Origin of the sequence: Undibacterium sp. Dicai25W (genome assembly GCF_049340505.1) — a bacterium.
Lineage (GTDB): Bacteria > Pseudomonadota > Gammaproteobacteria > Burkholderiales > Burkholderiaceae_D > Undibacterium > Undibacterium jejuense.
Map to the genome: position 1 here is coordinate 1 of NZ_JBMPOQ010000029.1, position 14,364 is coordinate 14,364.

At 46.6% G+C, this 14,364-nt stretch carries 12 protein-coding genes; 4 read left to right on the forward strand and 8 right to left on the reverse strand.

Annotated features, from left to right (window positions below; genetic code table 11):
• Positions 1-122: 122 nt before the first annotated feature.
• Positions 123-1,580 carry a PLP-dependent aminotransferase family protein gene (locus ACO0KY_RS18685; RefSeq protein WP_423048616.1) on the reverse strand — a complete coding sequence of 486 codons (1,458 nt, stop codon included), beginning with the start codon at positions 1,578-1,580 and terminating at the stop codon, positions 123-125.
• Positions 1,581-1,758: 178 nt separating this feature from the next.
• On the opposite strand from ACO0KY_RS18685, the gene ACO0KY_RS18690 reads away from it, so the two are divergent.
• Positions 1,759-2,100, forward strand: coding sequence for a hypothetical protein (locus tag ACO0KY_RS18690; RefSeq protein WP_423048618.1), 342 nt, complete (start codon positions 1,759-1,761; stop codon positions 2,098-2,100).
• Here the strand turns inward: ACO0KY_RS18690 and ACO0KY_RS18695 are convergent.
• Entirely contained in the window at positions 2,078-2,929 is an 852-nt protein-coding gene (locus tag ACO0KY_RS18695) for a hypothetical protein (RefSeq protein WP_423048620.1), read from the reverse strand. The genes ACO0KY_RS18690 and ACO0KY_RS18695 overlap by 23 nt on opposite strands.
• A gap of 310 nt (positions 2,930-3,239) precedes the next feature.
• On the opposite strand from ACO0KY_RS18695, the gene ACO0KY_RS18700 reads away from it, so the two are divergent.
• Together ACO0KY_RS18700 and ACO0KY_RS18705 are read left to right on the forward strand one after the other, a co-directional pair.
• Positions 3,240-4,985 (forward strand): DUF1800 domain-containing protein, encoded by a 1,746-nt coding sequence (locus tag ACO0KY_RS18700; RefSeq protein WP_423048622.1) that lies wholly within the window; start codon positions 3,240-3,242, stop codon positions 4,983-4,985.
• Between the two features lie 10 nt (positions 4,986-4,995).
• Positions 4,996-6,396, forward strand: coding sequence for a DUF1501 domain-containing protein (locus ACO0KY_RS18705; protein ID WP_423048624.1), 1,401 nt, complete (start codon positions 4,996-4,998; stop codon positions 6,394-6,396).
• Positions 6,397-6,632: 236 nt separating this feature from the next.
• Here the strand turns inward: ACO0KY_RS18705 and ACO0KY_RS18710 are convergent, their stop codons facing one another.
• The 4 genes from ACO0KY_RS18710 to ACO0KY_RS18725 form a co-directional block, all read right to left on the reverse strand.
• Complete coding sequence (locus ACO0KY_RS18710) at positions 6,633-7,193, reverse strand: chromate transporter (protein ID WP_423048626.1); 561 nt, start codon at positions 7,191-7,193, stop codon at positions 6,633-6,635.
• Positions 7,194-7,225: 32 nt separating this feature from the next.
• The gene (locus ACO0KY_RS18715) at positions 7,226-7,801 is read right to left on the reverse strand and encodes a chromate transporter (protein WP_423048628.1); all 576 of its coding nucleotides are present in this window, start codon (positions 7,799-7,801) and stop codon (positions 7,226-7,228) included.
• A gap of 116 nt (positions 7,802-7,917) precedes the next feature.
• Complete coding sequence (locus tag ACO0KY_RS18720; RefSeq protein ID WP_186912064.1) at positions 7,918-8,406, reverse strand: phage regulatory CII family protein; 489 nt, start codon at positions 8,404-8,406, stop codon at positions 7,918-7,920.
• A 29-nt stretch (positions 8,407-8,435) separates the two neighbouring features.
• Entirely contained in the window at positions 8,436-9,350 is a 915-nt protein-coding gene (locus ACO0KY_RS18725; RefSeq protein ID WP_186912065.1) for a methylglyoxal synthase, read from the reverse strand.
• Between the two features lie 110 nt (positions 9,351-9,460).
• Here ACO0KY_RS18725 and ACO0KY_RS18730 point away from each other — a divergent pair, with 110 nt between their 5' ends.
• Entirely contained in the window at positions 9,461-10,276 is an 816-nt protein-coding gene (locus tag ACO0KY_RS18730) for a tetratricopeptide repeat protein (RefSeq protein WP_423048631.1), read from the forward strand.
• Here ACO0KY_RS18730 and ACO0KY_RS18735 read toward each other — a convergent pair.
• On the reverse strand, positions 10,240-12,675 hold the full coding sequence (locus ACO0KY_RS18735; protein ID WP_423048633.1) for a sensor domain-containing protein: 2,436 nt from the start codon (positions 12,673-12,675) through the stop codon (positions 10,240-10,242). The genes ACO0KY_RS18730 and ACO0KY_RS18735 overlap by 37 nt on opposite strands.
• Positions 12,672-13,967 (reverse strand): HD-GYP domain-containing protein, encoded by a 1,296-nt coding sequence (locus tag ACO0KY_RS18740; protein ID WP_423048635.1) that lies wholly within the window; start codon positions 13,965-13,967, stop codon positions 12,672-12,674. The genes ACO0KY_RS18735 and ACO0KY_RS18740 overlap by 4 nt, the downstream gene beginning before the upstream one ends.
• Between the last annotated feature and the right edge of the window lie 397 nt (positions 13,968-14,364).

Here is a 14,364-nt window from a genome sequence, read left to right on the forward strand (position 1 = left end):
CGCTTTCAATATTCCAATGATCTGTGTCTCTGTAAATCTGCTCTTACGCATTTCTGTTCTCCTTTGGCATATAAGTTTGCCTCAAGAACTCTGGTTATGCATGGCTTGATTTTACGGGAGGGTTACACCACAGCCACTTTTTTAGTGCGTGCCAGATCATGTGCAATCTGACCCAGGGTACGTAAAGCGCCTTCCAATTCATGCGAATAATGCGTACCGCAATTGAGTCTGAGGAAATGATCAAACCGGTTTGAATTCGAATACAGCAAACCAGGTGATACCAAAATATCCTGACGTAATGCTGCATCAAACACGGCGCGCGATGAGACTTGCGGTGGCATTTCTACCCACACCGACACGCCGCCATCAGGCATCGTCAAGCGAGTGCCTTCCGGAAAATAAGTCGCAATACCTTCCGCCATTTTTTCACGTTGTTGTGTCAAGGTGGTGCGCAATTTACGCAAATGTCTGTCATAGCTACTGGATTGTAAAAAGGTCGCGGCGATCAACTGCGATAGTTCTTCGTTGTAGCGGGTTTGCGCGTATTTGAACATGCTGATACGTGCTTGCCAGCGACCGCCGAGCATCCAGCCCAAGCGTAAGCCGGGCGCTAAAATTTTATGTAGTGAAGCACAGTAAATCACGTTGCCAGTTTGATCCCAATGTTTAGCGGCGGTCGGGATTTTGTCGCCATTGGCCAGCGCACTGTAAGAGTCATCTTCAATCAAGGGGATATTCTTTGCTTCGCAAAGTGTAACCAATCTTTGTTTATGCGCATCTGGCATGATGCTGCCAAGCGGGTTTTGCAGATGAGGTACAACGACGACTGCTTTAATGTTGTCATAGGTTTGCATCGCCAGCTCCAGGGCTTCAAGTGAGATGCCTGTACTTGGGCTGGTTGGTATTTCCAATGCCTTCATACCCAGACTTTCCAGCACTTGTAGCAAGCCGTAAAAAGTCGGCGACTCGACAGCGATGACATCACCAGCGTGGGCTACGGCGCGCAAAGCGAGATTCAATGCTTCGATGCAGCCATTAGTAACGATCACTTCATCAGCGCTAGTGCTAATCCCCACATCGAGCGCGCGTTTGGCTAATGCTGATTTTAAATCTCGGTTGCCACCCGGCGAAATTGCTTTGGTCAGCAACAATGGATACTGGCGCAGCAGGCTACTCGCGAGTTGCCGCAACTGTTTGTGCGGATACAAATCCGGCGCACCAGTTGCGCGAGCCAGGTTGATTTTAACTGGACGCTGTCCCTGGGCAATGATGGACGATACCCGTTCATGGATGCCGACAAATTGCGCCGGATCGATTACTGTTGCTGGTTTTGGCTCTAAAGCGGGTGCCAGACGTATGCGTCTGGGTTGGCGCACAAAATAGCCAGATCGTGGTCGTGCCTCCAGCCAGCCTTCAGCTTCTAAATAGCGGCACATTTGCAAGGCTGTCGATAAGCTGACCTCATGTAATTGCATCAGTTTTCGCACTGATGGCATACGGTCACCTGTGGCTAAGGTGCCATGACGAATTGCGCTGAGATAATGTTCCGCCAGTTGTCGGTAAAGTGTAGGTGCTTGCATAAAACAGATCTTGCGTCGTCAGTGGTTGCTGGCAAAGATACAGTTCGCAAAAATTGCGACCATAACAGATGAGAATTTTACTGCATGATGCGATACAGATAGTGAAATTCTGTACCTGTTCGCCTATTCTTGCGGGTCGTATGCTGTGCACCTAATCAAGCATTCGTGAGAACCTGCCATGCAAACGATATCTATCCAACGTCATCAGACGCAGTCTTTTTATGCAAAAAAAGGCACTTTCCTGTATGTGAACAGCGGTCGATTATCTGTTGAGGAAAAGCCTTGTCACCTTGACGGCTACAGTACAACAGCTAGTTTGATGTTGACGCAAGAACAAAGTCATACCGTGTCGTGCAACACTTGGTTAAAGCTGAATGCGTTCAGCGACAGCCACGTTTTGTTAGAACAAAAACAATCCTTGCTCGCACGCATGCGACAACAAGAGCCAACTGATAGCGCAAACGCCTTTGCGCTTTTGGGAGCAATCTTGTACAGATTTAGCCGAAAAATTCTTTTCTGAGGAAGGCTTCCAGTTGTTCGCTATCCTGTGGTCGTGCTGATAGCGTGACCACACGACCCAAGCGGCGTGATTCCCAACTAAAATCACCTGGATAATGCGAGCGAATCAATTCAATCATACGTCTTATCATTGCCAATTGCAGATCGCCACCTAAGCCTGCATCGACTTCTATCGTTTGTTTCCATGTGCTTCCAGACGTAGGCTTCCAGCCGCGGAATGAAAAACTACCGACACGTGTACTCATACTAATAATTTGGAATACGCCATTAGTACCATCGCGCCCTGCTGCTTGTTGCATACTGTGCCTGACATTGGCTTCTACAACCTCTTGCGCACTCATACCGCGATTCGACTGATTATTGGCTTGGTCTTCTTGATTTGCCGCTTCCTGTTGAGCACGGCGGCGCTCACGCGCAGCATTTAACATACTCATCATGTCTTGTTGCGGCGGCGCTTCGACGATCGGTGTGGGCGTATTTACCGTCGTTTGAGCTGACTGCACTGGTGCGACGGGTGTCGGCGGCGTGATGGATTTTTTCGTATGTGGAATGAGCGGTGGTTTCGGGGTTGATTTTTTTGGTGCTGGCGCAGCCATTTTTGCTACGACAGCTTTATCCAGAATCAACACCATCGGCGTGTGCGAGCCTGCGTCATCACCTTGCTTTTTCTTTTTTTCTACTTGTATGTTGAGTAAGAAATATAACAGTAGAGCGTGAATGATGAGAACGATAGCGATGCCGATGAAATTGACGGGCCGAAATCTCAGATGCAGGTGAACCTCGCCAGGTTCAGCAATTTCGTTGTCAGGTGCTTCTATACTCAACTTCATGGATGCTGTTTCAGGGTGACTGGATTTTGAGTTGCCAAGGATACCTCAATCTTAACGCCTAACTGTAACAAAGCTTTCTTAAAAAATACCTGATGTACAATTTTTTTCATGTCATTAAAACGTAATGTGTAACAAAAAATTTCAGGAGTGATTCGCGATCGAAAATTTTTCCTCTATGAAAAACCATATTTTAGATGACCTGGAAATTAATTTGTAACGAGTGAAACAACAAATTCCGATAGGCAATCCTTAGGCAATCCCCTAATCTAGCCATAATCGAACAATAGTCTCGTATTACATGGAGCAAGTCATGCAAGAATCTGGTGAACAAATAGAATACCTGCCACAGCAGGAGAGCGAAGGTACACAATTTTCTACCGTCAATTCCACTGGAACAGTGGCGTTGGCCGTTGGTGGCAGTTTGCTTCTTGAAGCGTGTGGCGGGGGCGGGGGCGCGACGGGTAGCAGTGCGAACGGATCAACCTCTTCTACAACACCTCCGACACCTCCGACACCGGTTACCGATACACAGGCCGCCCGGTTTCTAGCGCAAGCTTCGGTGGGTGGCACGCGGGCACAAATGGCGCAAGTACAGGCATCTGGTTATGCAGCGTGGATTGATGCACAAATAGCAATGCCACAGTCTACCAGTCGCTGGAGCTGGCTCAAGACCAAAGGTTTTGATGCCGCGGCAAATATTTTCACGCAAAATGGTTTTGACTCTGTCGCGTGGTACAAGCTGATTAATTCACCAGACACCCTGAGACAAAGGGTGACACATGCACTGGCCGAGATTTTGGTGGTTGGAATCGATGGTCTGACAGGGGCCAGTTGGCAGGCTTTTGCAGCAGCAAATTATCTCGATGTATTAGAAGCAAATGCCTTTGGCAATTACCGCAAATTATTGCAAGCGATATCCACCAATAGTGCGATGGGGCAGTATCTGACTTTCGCCGGTAATCTGAAGGCAAATCCGGCCAAAGGCACTCTTCCGGACGAAAATTATGCCCGCGAACTCATGCAGTTGTTTTCTGTTGGTTTGTTGAAACTCAATCAGGATGGCACGCCCATCACGGTCAACGGAGTTAATCAAGAAACTTATACGCTCGATGATATTACTGGTTTAGCGCGTATCTTCACTGGTTGGGATTTTGATGTCTCTACAAGTGATAAAACAACCCCTGATTTTCTTCAACGTCCTTTAACGCAAATTGCAAGTCGTCATGAAACCGGTGCATCGACTTTCCTTGGTAGCACTGTGCCAGCGGGGTTGGATGGACCACAAAGTATGGCGGCTGCGCTTGATATCATTTTCGCCCATCCAAATGTGGCGCCTTTCGTCAGTCGGCAACTGATTCAGCGTCTGGTCACCAGTAATCCGTCACCTGCTTATGTGCAACGCATTGCAGCAGTTTTTTCGAATGATGGCACCGGCGTTAAAGGAAATCTGGCTGCAGTGGTTAAAGCCCTGTTATTGGATGACGAAGCGCGCAATAGCAGCAATCTGAGTAACCCTCAATTCGGCAAATTGCGTGAACCGATTTACCGCTTTTTGAGCTGGGCGCGTGCCTACAGTGTGACCTCACCTAGCGATTTATGGAATGTCGGTAACACCAGTGATGCAGCTTCCAGATTGGGACAGAGCCCGTTACGTTCAGGCTCGGTATTCAACTTCTTCCGTCCGGGTTATGTGCCGCCAAATACCTCGATCTCGAACGCCTCTTTAGTGGCGCCGGAATTTCAGATAACCAACGAATCGACAGTGATTGGTTACGTCAATTTTATGCAAAGAATGGTCAGCAAGGGTAATGCTGATCTGGTGCCGGATTACAGTAGCTTGCTTCCATTGGCGGCGAATCCGACTGCCTTATTGACAGAAATTAATTTGGTCATTGCTGCTGGCCAGCTTAGTGATGCCACGATTGCGACTTTAGCGACAGCCATCAGTAGCATGCCCAGTGGCACCGGTACTGCGACTGACACACCGACACTTAATCGTATTTACGCCGCATTGACCTTAGTCTTCGCTGCGCCAGAATATATCGTACAGAAATAAGGATTTCATCATGACCAATAAGCCAACGATGAATGCGTCACGCCGCGCATTTTTACAGCGTGCCTCTACCTTATCGATCGCCGGTGTTGCAACGCCATGGGCATTGAATTTAGCAGCCTTGTCGGAAGCATCTGCTGCGAATGCAACCGATTACAAAGCCACTGTTTGCATCTTTTTGTACGGTGGAAATGATTACGGTAATACCGTCGTTCCCTACGATACGAGCGGCTATAAAGCGTATTTTAATTTGCGCCCAAATTTGGGTTATGCACAAAGCTCGCTGACCAATACCGTACTTAATCCACTCAATACCCCGGTCGACAGTGCCGGGTTCAGTCATCAATATGCATTGGCGCCAGAGTTAGCACCTTTAATGCCTATATTTAACGCTGGCAAAATGGCCGTGATATTGAATGTGGGGACATTAATGCAGCCAACAACAAAGCTGCAATACACGAACAAAAGCGTCCCTTTACCGCCAAAACTGTTTTCACATAATGACCAACAGTCGGTCTGGCAATCGACCTCATCTGAAGGCGCAAAGTCTGGTTGGGGTGGGAAAATGGGGGATTTGTTTCAATCAGCAAATACCAATTCGACCTTTACCTGCATTAATGTTTCAGGCAATGCCGTGTACTTGTCGGGAAATACAGCAGTGCAATACCAAATCTCGACCAACGGATCAGTTCCTCTTAATGGGCTCAAATCACCATTATTCGGTTCCACCGCATGTTCGACCGCTTTACAAAATTTAGTGACTCAGACACGGTCAAATTTGCTGGAAAACGAATACAACCGCATCAATGCGCGCGCCATTGGCGCCAATCAGATTTTGACAGGCGCCCTGGCAAGTGCACCAGCATTAAAAACAGTATTTCCGACGCAAAACAATTTGGCAGACCAATTAAAAATGGTTGCGCGCATGATTTCAATTGCTGCGACGACAGGTGCAAAACGTCAGGTATTTTTTGTGTCTATGAATGGATATGATACACACGATGGTTTGGTGACGACCCATCCCAAATTGATGACAGGCCTGGCGGATGCGATGTCGGCGTTTTATAACGCCACCGTGGAACTCGGTGTTGCGAACAACGTCACCAGCTTTACCGCTTCTGATTTTGGCCGTACTTTAAGTGGCAATAACGATGGTTCAGATCACGGCTGGGGTAGCATGCACTTTGTGATGGGGGGCGCAGTCAATGGCCAGCGTTTTTATGGCACGCCACCGATTATCGCTTCGAATGGCCCTGATGATGTTGGACAGGGACGTTTATTACCAACCACGTCGGTGGATCAATACGCGGCAACATTGGGTAAATGGCTGGGCTTATCCGACAGCGATTTGCTGACCTTGTTACCAAACCTGACGAACTACAATGTGAGTAGCCGGAATTTGGGTTTTGTTTGATGTTGAAATAAGGATGCAATCTGTGTAGGTGGTCTGATAAAGATGAATGGTTTTATTTGAATCAGTTCCTGTTTCATTGAAGTAATCAGCATTGTGACCACCCTCACCCTCGCCTTTCATTTGCGTTCTTTTCTTTTCCACGTAAAGAAAAGAACGCGGCCGTAGGGCGCACGCGGCTTGGTTCTAAGGAGTGGGAGCGTTTTAGATATTGAATTAGTCGTAAAAAATCATATCGACTACACCAGCCCAAACCACCCCAACACGGCACCCAAAGCCAGCAACCATAGTAGATGAATTCGGGTGCGCCAGACGACCAGGGCGCACAAGGCGGACAGCATCCAGATCGGCCAGTCTTTGGACGGGATGTTATGGGAGGCACACATAATCCAACCCGTGGAAAGCAACAAACCCACTACGATCGGTGCCATGCCAAGTTTAAAACTGCGGACAATACGCAATTCACGATTCGCATGGCCCCAACGTGCCGCCATAAACGTCAGCGTCGTGCTCGGTAATAAAATTCCACTCATTGTAATCATCACGCCCAACAAACCTATCCACATACTGCCAGCATTGAGACCGACATTCCAACCCATTAAAGCAATGAACAAAACATTAGGTCCAGGTGCTGCCTGAGCAATGGCGACCGAGGAATTAAATTGGGTGTCAGTTAGCCAGTGTTGTTGACCAACGAGATAGCGTTGCATATCAGGCAAAGTAGAAATTGCACCGCCTATCGATAACAAGGACAACATTAAAAAATGCATCCACAAATGTAGCCAATCAGACCATTGCATGTGTATTGCCAAGATATGCTCAGGAATCGACATTATTTTTTTAGCTTTTTATAAACCAGAGACCAAGATACCGCGCCCAAACCAAGCAAGACGTACACTAGTGGAACACGAAACAGAGCGATGCAGATAAAGCAAATCGTACTCAAAAGCAAAGCGGCACGTTGGCTTAATGGATGGTTTTTTAGTGCGGGAATAAGCTTTAGGCCAGATGCGAAAATCAATCCGGCGGTGACTGCACTCATTCCCCGTAAGGCTCCTGCAACTCCTAGATGATTTGCATATTGGGCATACATGACTGCTAAAATCAGAACAATCACGAGTGGTACCGTAATCATTCCGGCTAAGGCAGCAAGCGCTCCGCGTAAGCCGAAATAACGATTACCGACCATCATCGACAGGTTAATGACGTTCGGCCCTGGCATAATTTGCGCCACTGCCCAGTCTTCAACAAATTCTTCCGGCGTTAGCCAACGTTTCTTTTCTATCAGCTCACGCTGGACAATTGCCAGTACGCCCCCGAAGCCTTGCAATGCCAGCAGAGTGAAAGAAAAAAACAGATCCGCAACGGATTTTGGGCGCGGATGATCTGGAGGAATTTCGTCAGACATGGAAATTATCGTGTCAACAGAGAGATTCATTCTAAAGCAAACTAACTATTCGCGCTTGTGGCTTAGTTCACATATGGCCACCATATAGCTACATCGCAAACGTTAAACAATGTACTTCAATCTTGCGATTGACGATGCGCACGTATGCGGGCACGCCATTCTCCCAATACAGTCAGGGCAGCCTGAAATTCGCGTTCAATTAAGTCAGCTTCAGCATCTGTAATTACTCCATCCAGTAAGGCTGTAGAAACTGCTTCAGCCACGTCGCCAACCTGACTCATGACGCGGCAAACGGTGCGCGACAAATCATCATCTTTAATTTGTCCGGGTTCAGGAATGACAAAGGCTGCCAGCCCATGCCGTCCTAACAGAGCATGCAAAGGTAAATGGGCATCACTCACCCCTGCCGCATCGCAGCACTCAACGATTTGCGATAGCTCTTCAAACGAAGGGTAATGCGTATCGATACCTGGTGCTAATTTGTTTCTCAATACATTCACCGACATATCCAGCTTGGCGGCAAGCGCTTCCAGGCCACCTGGATAGGCGCGTGCGACTTTGTACAAGGCGTCGTGCTGGTTCATATCGGAATATCTGCGTGTCATTTTTTTCTTTCCAGGTTAGCTCAGGTAAATCATTGATCACGATGTTCGCTGGCATCAACACGCTTGCCCAAATTTGACAACCAATGGTCAACGCCATCGGCTTCACTGATGACCTGAGCAAATTCTGTCACAGTGCGGGCGGCTCTTTCCAATAGTTGAATATCAGCTTCATGTTGTCGTGCAACATGGGGATCTTCGAGGAAAAGAATTCGTCGGATTTCACGGTCTAAAACCAGCTCTGCCAATTGTGCATCACCACCTAATGGACCAGACAAATAAGGTTTAACCCAATCACGCCCAGCATCCTCCCCTTTGATTTTTTGTGCGAGTTGATTCAGCAAACCACCGGTCGTTCCCGTCGCGTAACGGTGTTTAAACTGGTCAAGTAGTGCAAAATGTTTTTCAGCAAGTAACAACATCTTTTGTTTCATTGCATCATGTGCGATGAGGGCGATGCCTTCTTGTTGCAACTTAAAGCTGTGATCGAGGCTGATATCAGGTGGCGCCCCCGCCGAATGCGCTTCCAATTCCAACCATTCACGCGCACTTGCTAACGTCGCCAGAAACGGCTTTTTATGAATCACACATTGGCGTTTAAGTGCCACTGCTTCGGGAAAAATGGACGAAGGATCGACCGGATCAATCAAATAGATCACCGCATCAACGGCTTTGAGCGGATCATGATCAACCACTCGTGATACCAATTTCATCAAGCCTCCATCACGGCCGTACGGGAAGCGTTCAACTTGCGTACAAATTTCCATCAGACCGTGGGCGATCATGGTATCGAGCGTTCGACCAACAACGACAAATTCTGGCTGCAAAAACGAGATCGCATGGCGGGATCCACGTATCAGTTGCACTAAAGCTGAATCTTGTGCATCCTGATGGGATCTGTTTGCGATTAAACCGATACGATATTTTTTTTTGGTGACCTGATTCAAGGTTTAGCCCTTCCATTTAAATTTCTATTAGTGTACCTTGCGACTTAACAGTTAGTGTGTTTCTACTCAACAATTCGTTACCTTATTCGACACGAAAGAAACATGTTTTTATGTATGAAAAGCGTAGTATCAAATCAAGTCTAAAAAAGCGAAAGAAAATGATGAAAAAGTGGCCCCATCTTTTTTTTGCCTTGCTGATATTTACCTCATGTGCGAGTGCGTTAGGTGATGATGATTTCGATGAAGATGAAATGCAAGTTCAGCATTGGGCATTGTTGGGAGACATGGAAGCGCAGAATACTCTGGCATTGGCGTACTTGAACGGTGATTTTGGTTATCAAAGTCCGGAGGAAGCGAGATTATGGTTTGCGCGTGCCGCAGAGCTTGGACATCCAGGTGCCCAAACAAATTTGGGTTTACTTTATCTGACCGGCGAAGGTGCTGTAAAGGATGAGGCATATGCTTTGGACTTGCTCAATATGGCTTCCAAACAAAATTTTTCATCGGCACAGTTGATTTTAGGATCTCTTTATGAACTTGGCCAAAGTGTTACACAAGATTTTGAAAAAGCCGCCGCCTTCTATCAAAAAGCAGCTTTGCAAAAAAATCCAGCTGCACAGTACCATCTCGGGTTAATGTATAGAGATGGACATGGCGTGCCAAAAGATGAAAAAAGGGCGGTTGCTTTATTCGAGCAAGCTGCAAAGAAAGGTTTGTCTTCCGCGCAGTTTCAGTTAGGTAGACAGTATTTGTACGGCATTGGTGTAGAAAAAGATGTCGTTACCGGTTATCAGTACTTACTCCAAGCAAGTATGAATGTTGGTAGCAAATTGATAGATAGCCGCGATCTGGTCAGATCAGGTTTGACTCAGGAACAAATTGCCTCCATTCAGGAAGAAACTCGCAAGTGGCAGGCTAAATTATGAGCGTCCTGTAAAAAGTGTCGTTCAAATTCTTCAACCGACATCGCAGGTGCAAATAAATATCCCTGCAATTCGTCACATTGCAATGTGCATAAAAAATTCCGCTGCTGCTCAGTCTCGACACCTTCTGCGATGACTTGCAGTTTCAACGCGTGAGCCAGATGAATAATGGCCGTGACAATCGCCGCGTTGCTTTCGTCTTCCGGTAAATCTTCGACAAACGAACGATCAATTTTTAATTTGTGAATCGGAAAACGCTTCAGATAGCTGAGACTGGAATAACCAGTCCCGAAATCATCAATTGAAAGTTTAACGCCGAGTTTGGCGAGAGCATTGAGCTTTTTCAGATTCTCATCAATATCCTTGATCAGTACCGATTCGGTTAGTTCAAGATCGATACAGTCAGGGCTCAAATTATTCGCCTCCAGCTCGGCAGCCACCAATTCGACAAAATTCGATTGTTGAAATTGCAAACCTGAGACATTAAAGCCCATCTTTAATGTGTGCCCTTGTTGATTCCACAGAGCAGCCTGGCGTATCGCGGTTTGCATGACCCAGTGACCAATTTGAACGATCACACCAGATTCTTCAGCGATGGGAATAAACTGCACTGGGCTTACTTCGCCTAAATCCTTATCATTCCAGCGTATCAGTGCTTCTACCCCAAAAATTTTTCCAGTATGCAAATCAAACTGTGGCTGATAATGCATTCGGAACAGATTTTTTTCCAGAGCCTGGCGCATCGCATGATCAAGCTTCATGCGGGATAGCAAGCCAATATTCATCTGGCGTTGATAAAAACGGAAATCTGAACGACCACGTTCTTTAACGTGGTACATCGCGCTGTCGGCATTTTTAATTAAATCATCCATGCTGACGCCGTCTGCAGGATAGAGTGCTATACCTATGCTTGAGGTGACGGTGAAATTCATACCGTCCAGGGTAATTGGTGTTGTTAATTCTTCGAGGACGCGCTGCGCACACACTTCCGCACCATCAGCATCCGCTTCGTGCAGCAGTAATACAAATTCATCGCCACCTAAGCGTGACGCTGTATCAACTTGCCGGATGCAGCGTTTCAAACGTTCCGTCACTTCAAGCAACACACGGTCTCCGAATGGGTGGCCGAGAGAATCATTGATTTGTTTAAAATGATCCAGATCCAAAAATAGCAAAGCAAAGGTGCCGTCTTTACGGCTGGCGTGCGTGATCGCCTGATGAATCCGCTCTGCGAGTAACAAACGATTTGGAAGACCTGTGAGCGCATCAGAAAAAGCGAGTTCTTCTATCTTTTGTTTGGCGGCGTGCGTTTCTGTCCGGTCTTTGAAAAAGCCAATGTAATTGATAGTTTTACCGTGGTCATCCTGTAATTTAACCAAGGTAATCATGCATAAATACGCATGGCCATTTTTACGGCGATTCCATAATTCGCCTTCCCACGAGCCATTGATTTCGAGTTTATGAAGTAATTGGTCAATTAAATCGACATTGCTTTCAGTGGCAAAAAAGGCGCGCGGTGTTTTACCGCGCATTTCTTTTTCGGTGTAACTGGTGAGTTTTTCGAAACTAGGATTAATTGTAATAATTTTTTGTTCGTGATCGGTAATGAAAATCGCATCGGTGCTTGATTCAAAAACTTTGGCAGCTAATTGCAAGCGCGCTTCGTCTGCCAGCTTTTGGGTAATATCACGATACGAGTAGACTCGACCTATCGGACGCCCGCGGGCGAATTGCGGCAAGGTAACCCGTTCAAGAATTTTGCCGGAACGCAGTACCAGTATGTCGGTCGCTTCCATTAATGGTGAGCGGCCTATGGTCCCCAGACGTTCGGTGTAACGATCAGCATCTATCATGCACTTGTCCATCCATGCATAGATGGCGCCATCATCACGCTGGGTCATCAATTCATCAGGCAATCCCCATAGTTCCGAAAACAAATGGTTATAACTGCGTATGCCGCCATCGAGGTTGGTCACCAGAATACCATCGGCAGTGGATTCTAAGGTGCCTCTTAATTCAGCAATCAGTTTTTCAAGTTCATTCTCGATTTTTCGCTGACTACTATGATCACGGATAGCAACGACATAGAATGAAGTATCCATGCCTACTTTCACCAGGCTCACCCGGCGTTCTACTTGTACTATGCTTTTATCTGAGCATTGCAATAGTGTTTCGGAATAAATATTTTCAGATAAACCACCTGCCACATCTTCCCAAAAGAATAGATCTTCTGGCGCTGCAACGATTTCGACGATACCTTTTCCGATAAGACTGCCTGGCTCAACTTTGAGTAATTGATGTGCAGTGCGGTTGGCTGTGAGGATACGCAGCTGAATAGGATCCACCAGTATGATGGCTTCTAGCATCCCCTCTATCATTGGTTGCAATTGATGTGGTTTCATGCGCTGCCTTCAACCGAAAAGTCGGCGCCTACTTCCAGTCCGCGCTCAAAGAAGTAACATAAACGCTTGCGTGGCGATAGATAGTCATACGCAGCCTTAGGTAATTGCAAAGGTTTAAGACTGCGGTGTATGCATAATTGCTGTTCCTGTTCCAGATTGATGATGAGCGCTTCCTCGCGGGGATAGGTTGGGTCGTGAATAATGACTTTTGGTTTGATCGGCCTGGCGGAATTCACTGAGACGACCAGCGCATATCGCTCATCGGTCAGTTGTACAACAGAACCCGGCGGATAAATTCCCATCATGCGGATAAAAGCGGTCAGGGTCGGTGCGTGGAAATGTGTTTTGTGCTGGGTAAAAATCTGTGACAGGGCTTCATGCGGCGTGATTGCTTGCGCCGGGTTAGCTGGATTGCACATATTGTCATAATGATTCACCAGCGCCACGATGCGGCTTAAAGGAGACATCTTTTCTCCCTTAACGCGACTAGGGTAGCCGCTGCCATCAAAATGCTCATGATGTTGCGCGATCAAGAGCATCGCATTGGCGGAAAGATTCATTTTGCGTGCCAGGTTCACACCGTGGCTGACATGCTCATTAAAAATTTGATTTTCCGCGTAATTGAATTGTTCTCCTGACCAGCGTAAGCGATCCGGTAAATCAATTTTCCCAAGGTCGTGGACTAGCGCACCAACGCCCAGGCTGTGCATGTCGGCTTTGCTCAGATCTAATGCCTTGCCAAGCAGCAAAGACATCACCGTCACATTGATCGAATGTAATGAACTTTTTTCACCCGCTTTTTCAGAAAGCAAACGAATTGCTGCCTCATCTTCACCCAAAATCTGGCCAAGAAAATTTTGGATCAGCTGTTCGGATAATTCCCGCGCTAAAGCGGGTTGTGCATGCGCTTGTTCTCCAATTTGCTTAAAAGTCTGAGCAGCGTTGGTAAACTGACGTTCGCACACTTGCAAGCTGACCGCCTGATCTGCGAGCAAATCACGGCGTAGGCGTAGTGCTTGTTCTTCCGGACTTTTTTTATTTTTCTCTGACAAATCAACAGCGTTGTCTGCCACAGTTTCAGTATTGATATCCTTATCTGGCGGTACGCTTTTATCAGGGGAGTAACGTATGCGTTCTAAGCCTAAGGAACGCAAAGTATCAATTTGTTCTTGACTGCTGATCTTGAAGTTGCTAACAGGAAACGGATGATCCATCCAACCAACATCGAGATATACAAACATCCCGACGCGTAGCCGGGATAGGTCGATAAACTTTGTATGAATATCAGTCATTGCATCCGCTCATCAAAGGTTTGCGGCCTAGGGACACATATCCCATTTGTAAATTTAGCATTTTGAGGCAGAAAAACAAATTATTTGTATGATAGTACATTAATACTTTGTAAAAAAAACTACATCTACATCATAAAAATAAGGATTTCTATGTCTTTAAAAAGACTTTCAGTTTAAAGGGCGATAAGTGTGTCAGGATACTATGTCACGAAATGAATTCTCGTGCCGAATAATGCTGCAAAAAATCAGTTTTTACGACAGCTTATTTGCCGAACTACCTTGCAAATTTAATCATGTAAAGTGTAGAAGCAAAGGTATGTAAAAATTGTATCTAACAATCGCTTCGCTGCCACAACCTCTTCCGACCATCTTATAACTATAGAACTTCCATGAAAGA

Coding starts and splice junctions, on each gene's coding strand:
- ACO0KY_RS18710 (WP_423048626.1), bottom strand. CDS start 7,193: ATGCAATGGTCTGATTGGCTACATTTGTGGATGCATTTTTTAATGTTG.
- ACO0KY_RS18690 (WP_423048618.1), top strand. CDS start 1,759: ATGCAAACGATATCTATCCAACGTCATCAGACGCAGTCTTTTTATGCA.
- ACO0KY_RS18695 (WP_423048620.1), bottom strand. CDS start 2,929: ATGAAGTTGAGTATAGAAGCACCTGACAACGAAATTGCTGAACCTGGC.
- ACO0KY_RS18730 (WP_423048631.1), top strand. CDS start 9,461: ATGTATGAAAAGCGTAGTATCAAATCAAGTCTAAAAAAGCGAAAGAAA.
- ACO0KY_RS18720 (WP_186912064.1), bottom strand. CDS start 8,406: ATGACACGCAGATATTCCGATATGAACCAGCACGACGCCTTGTACAAA.
- ACO0KY_RS18715 (WP_423048628.1), bottom strand. CDS start 7,801: ATGTCTGACGAAATTCCTCCAGATCATCCGCGCCCAAAATCCGTTGCG.
- ACO0KY_RS18705 (WP_423048624.1), top strand. CDS start 4,996: ATGACCAATAAGCCAACGATGAATGCGTCACGCCGCGCATTTTTACAG.
- ACO0KY_RS18735 (WP_423048633.1), bottom strand. CDS start 12,675: ATGAAACCACATCAATTGCAACCAATGATAGAGGGGATGCTAGAAGCC.
- ACO0KY_RS18685 (WP_423048616.1), bottom strand. CDS start 1,580: ATGCAAGCACCTACACTTTACCGACAACTGGCGGAACATTATCTCAGC.
- ACO0KY_RS18740 (WP_423048635.1), bottom strand. CDS start 13,967: ATGACTGATATTCATACAAAGTTTATCGACCTATCCCGGCTACGCGTC.
- ACO0KY_RS18700 (WP_423048622.1), top strand. CDS start 3,240: ATGCAAGAATCTGGTGAACAAATAGAATACCTGCCACAGCAGGAGAGC.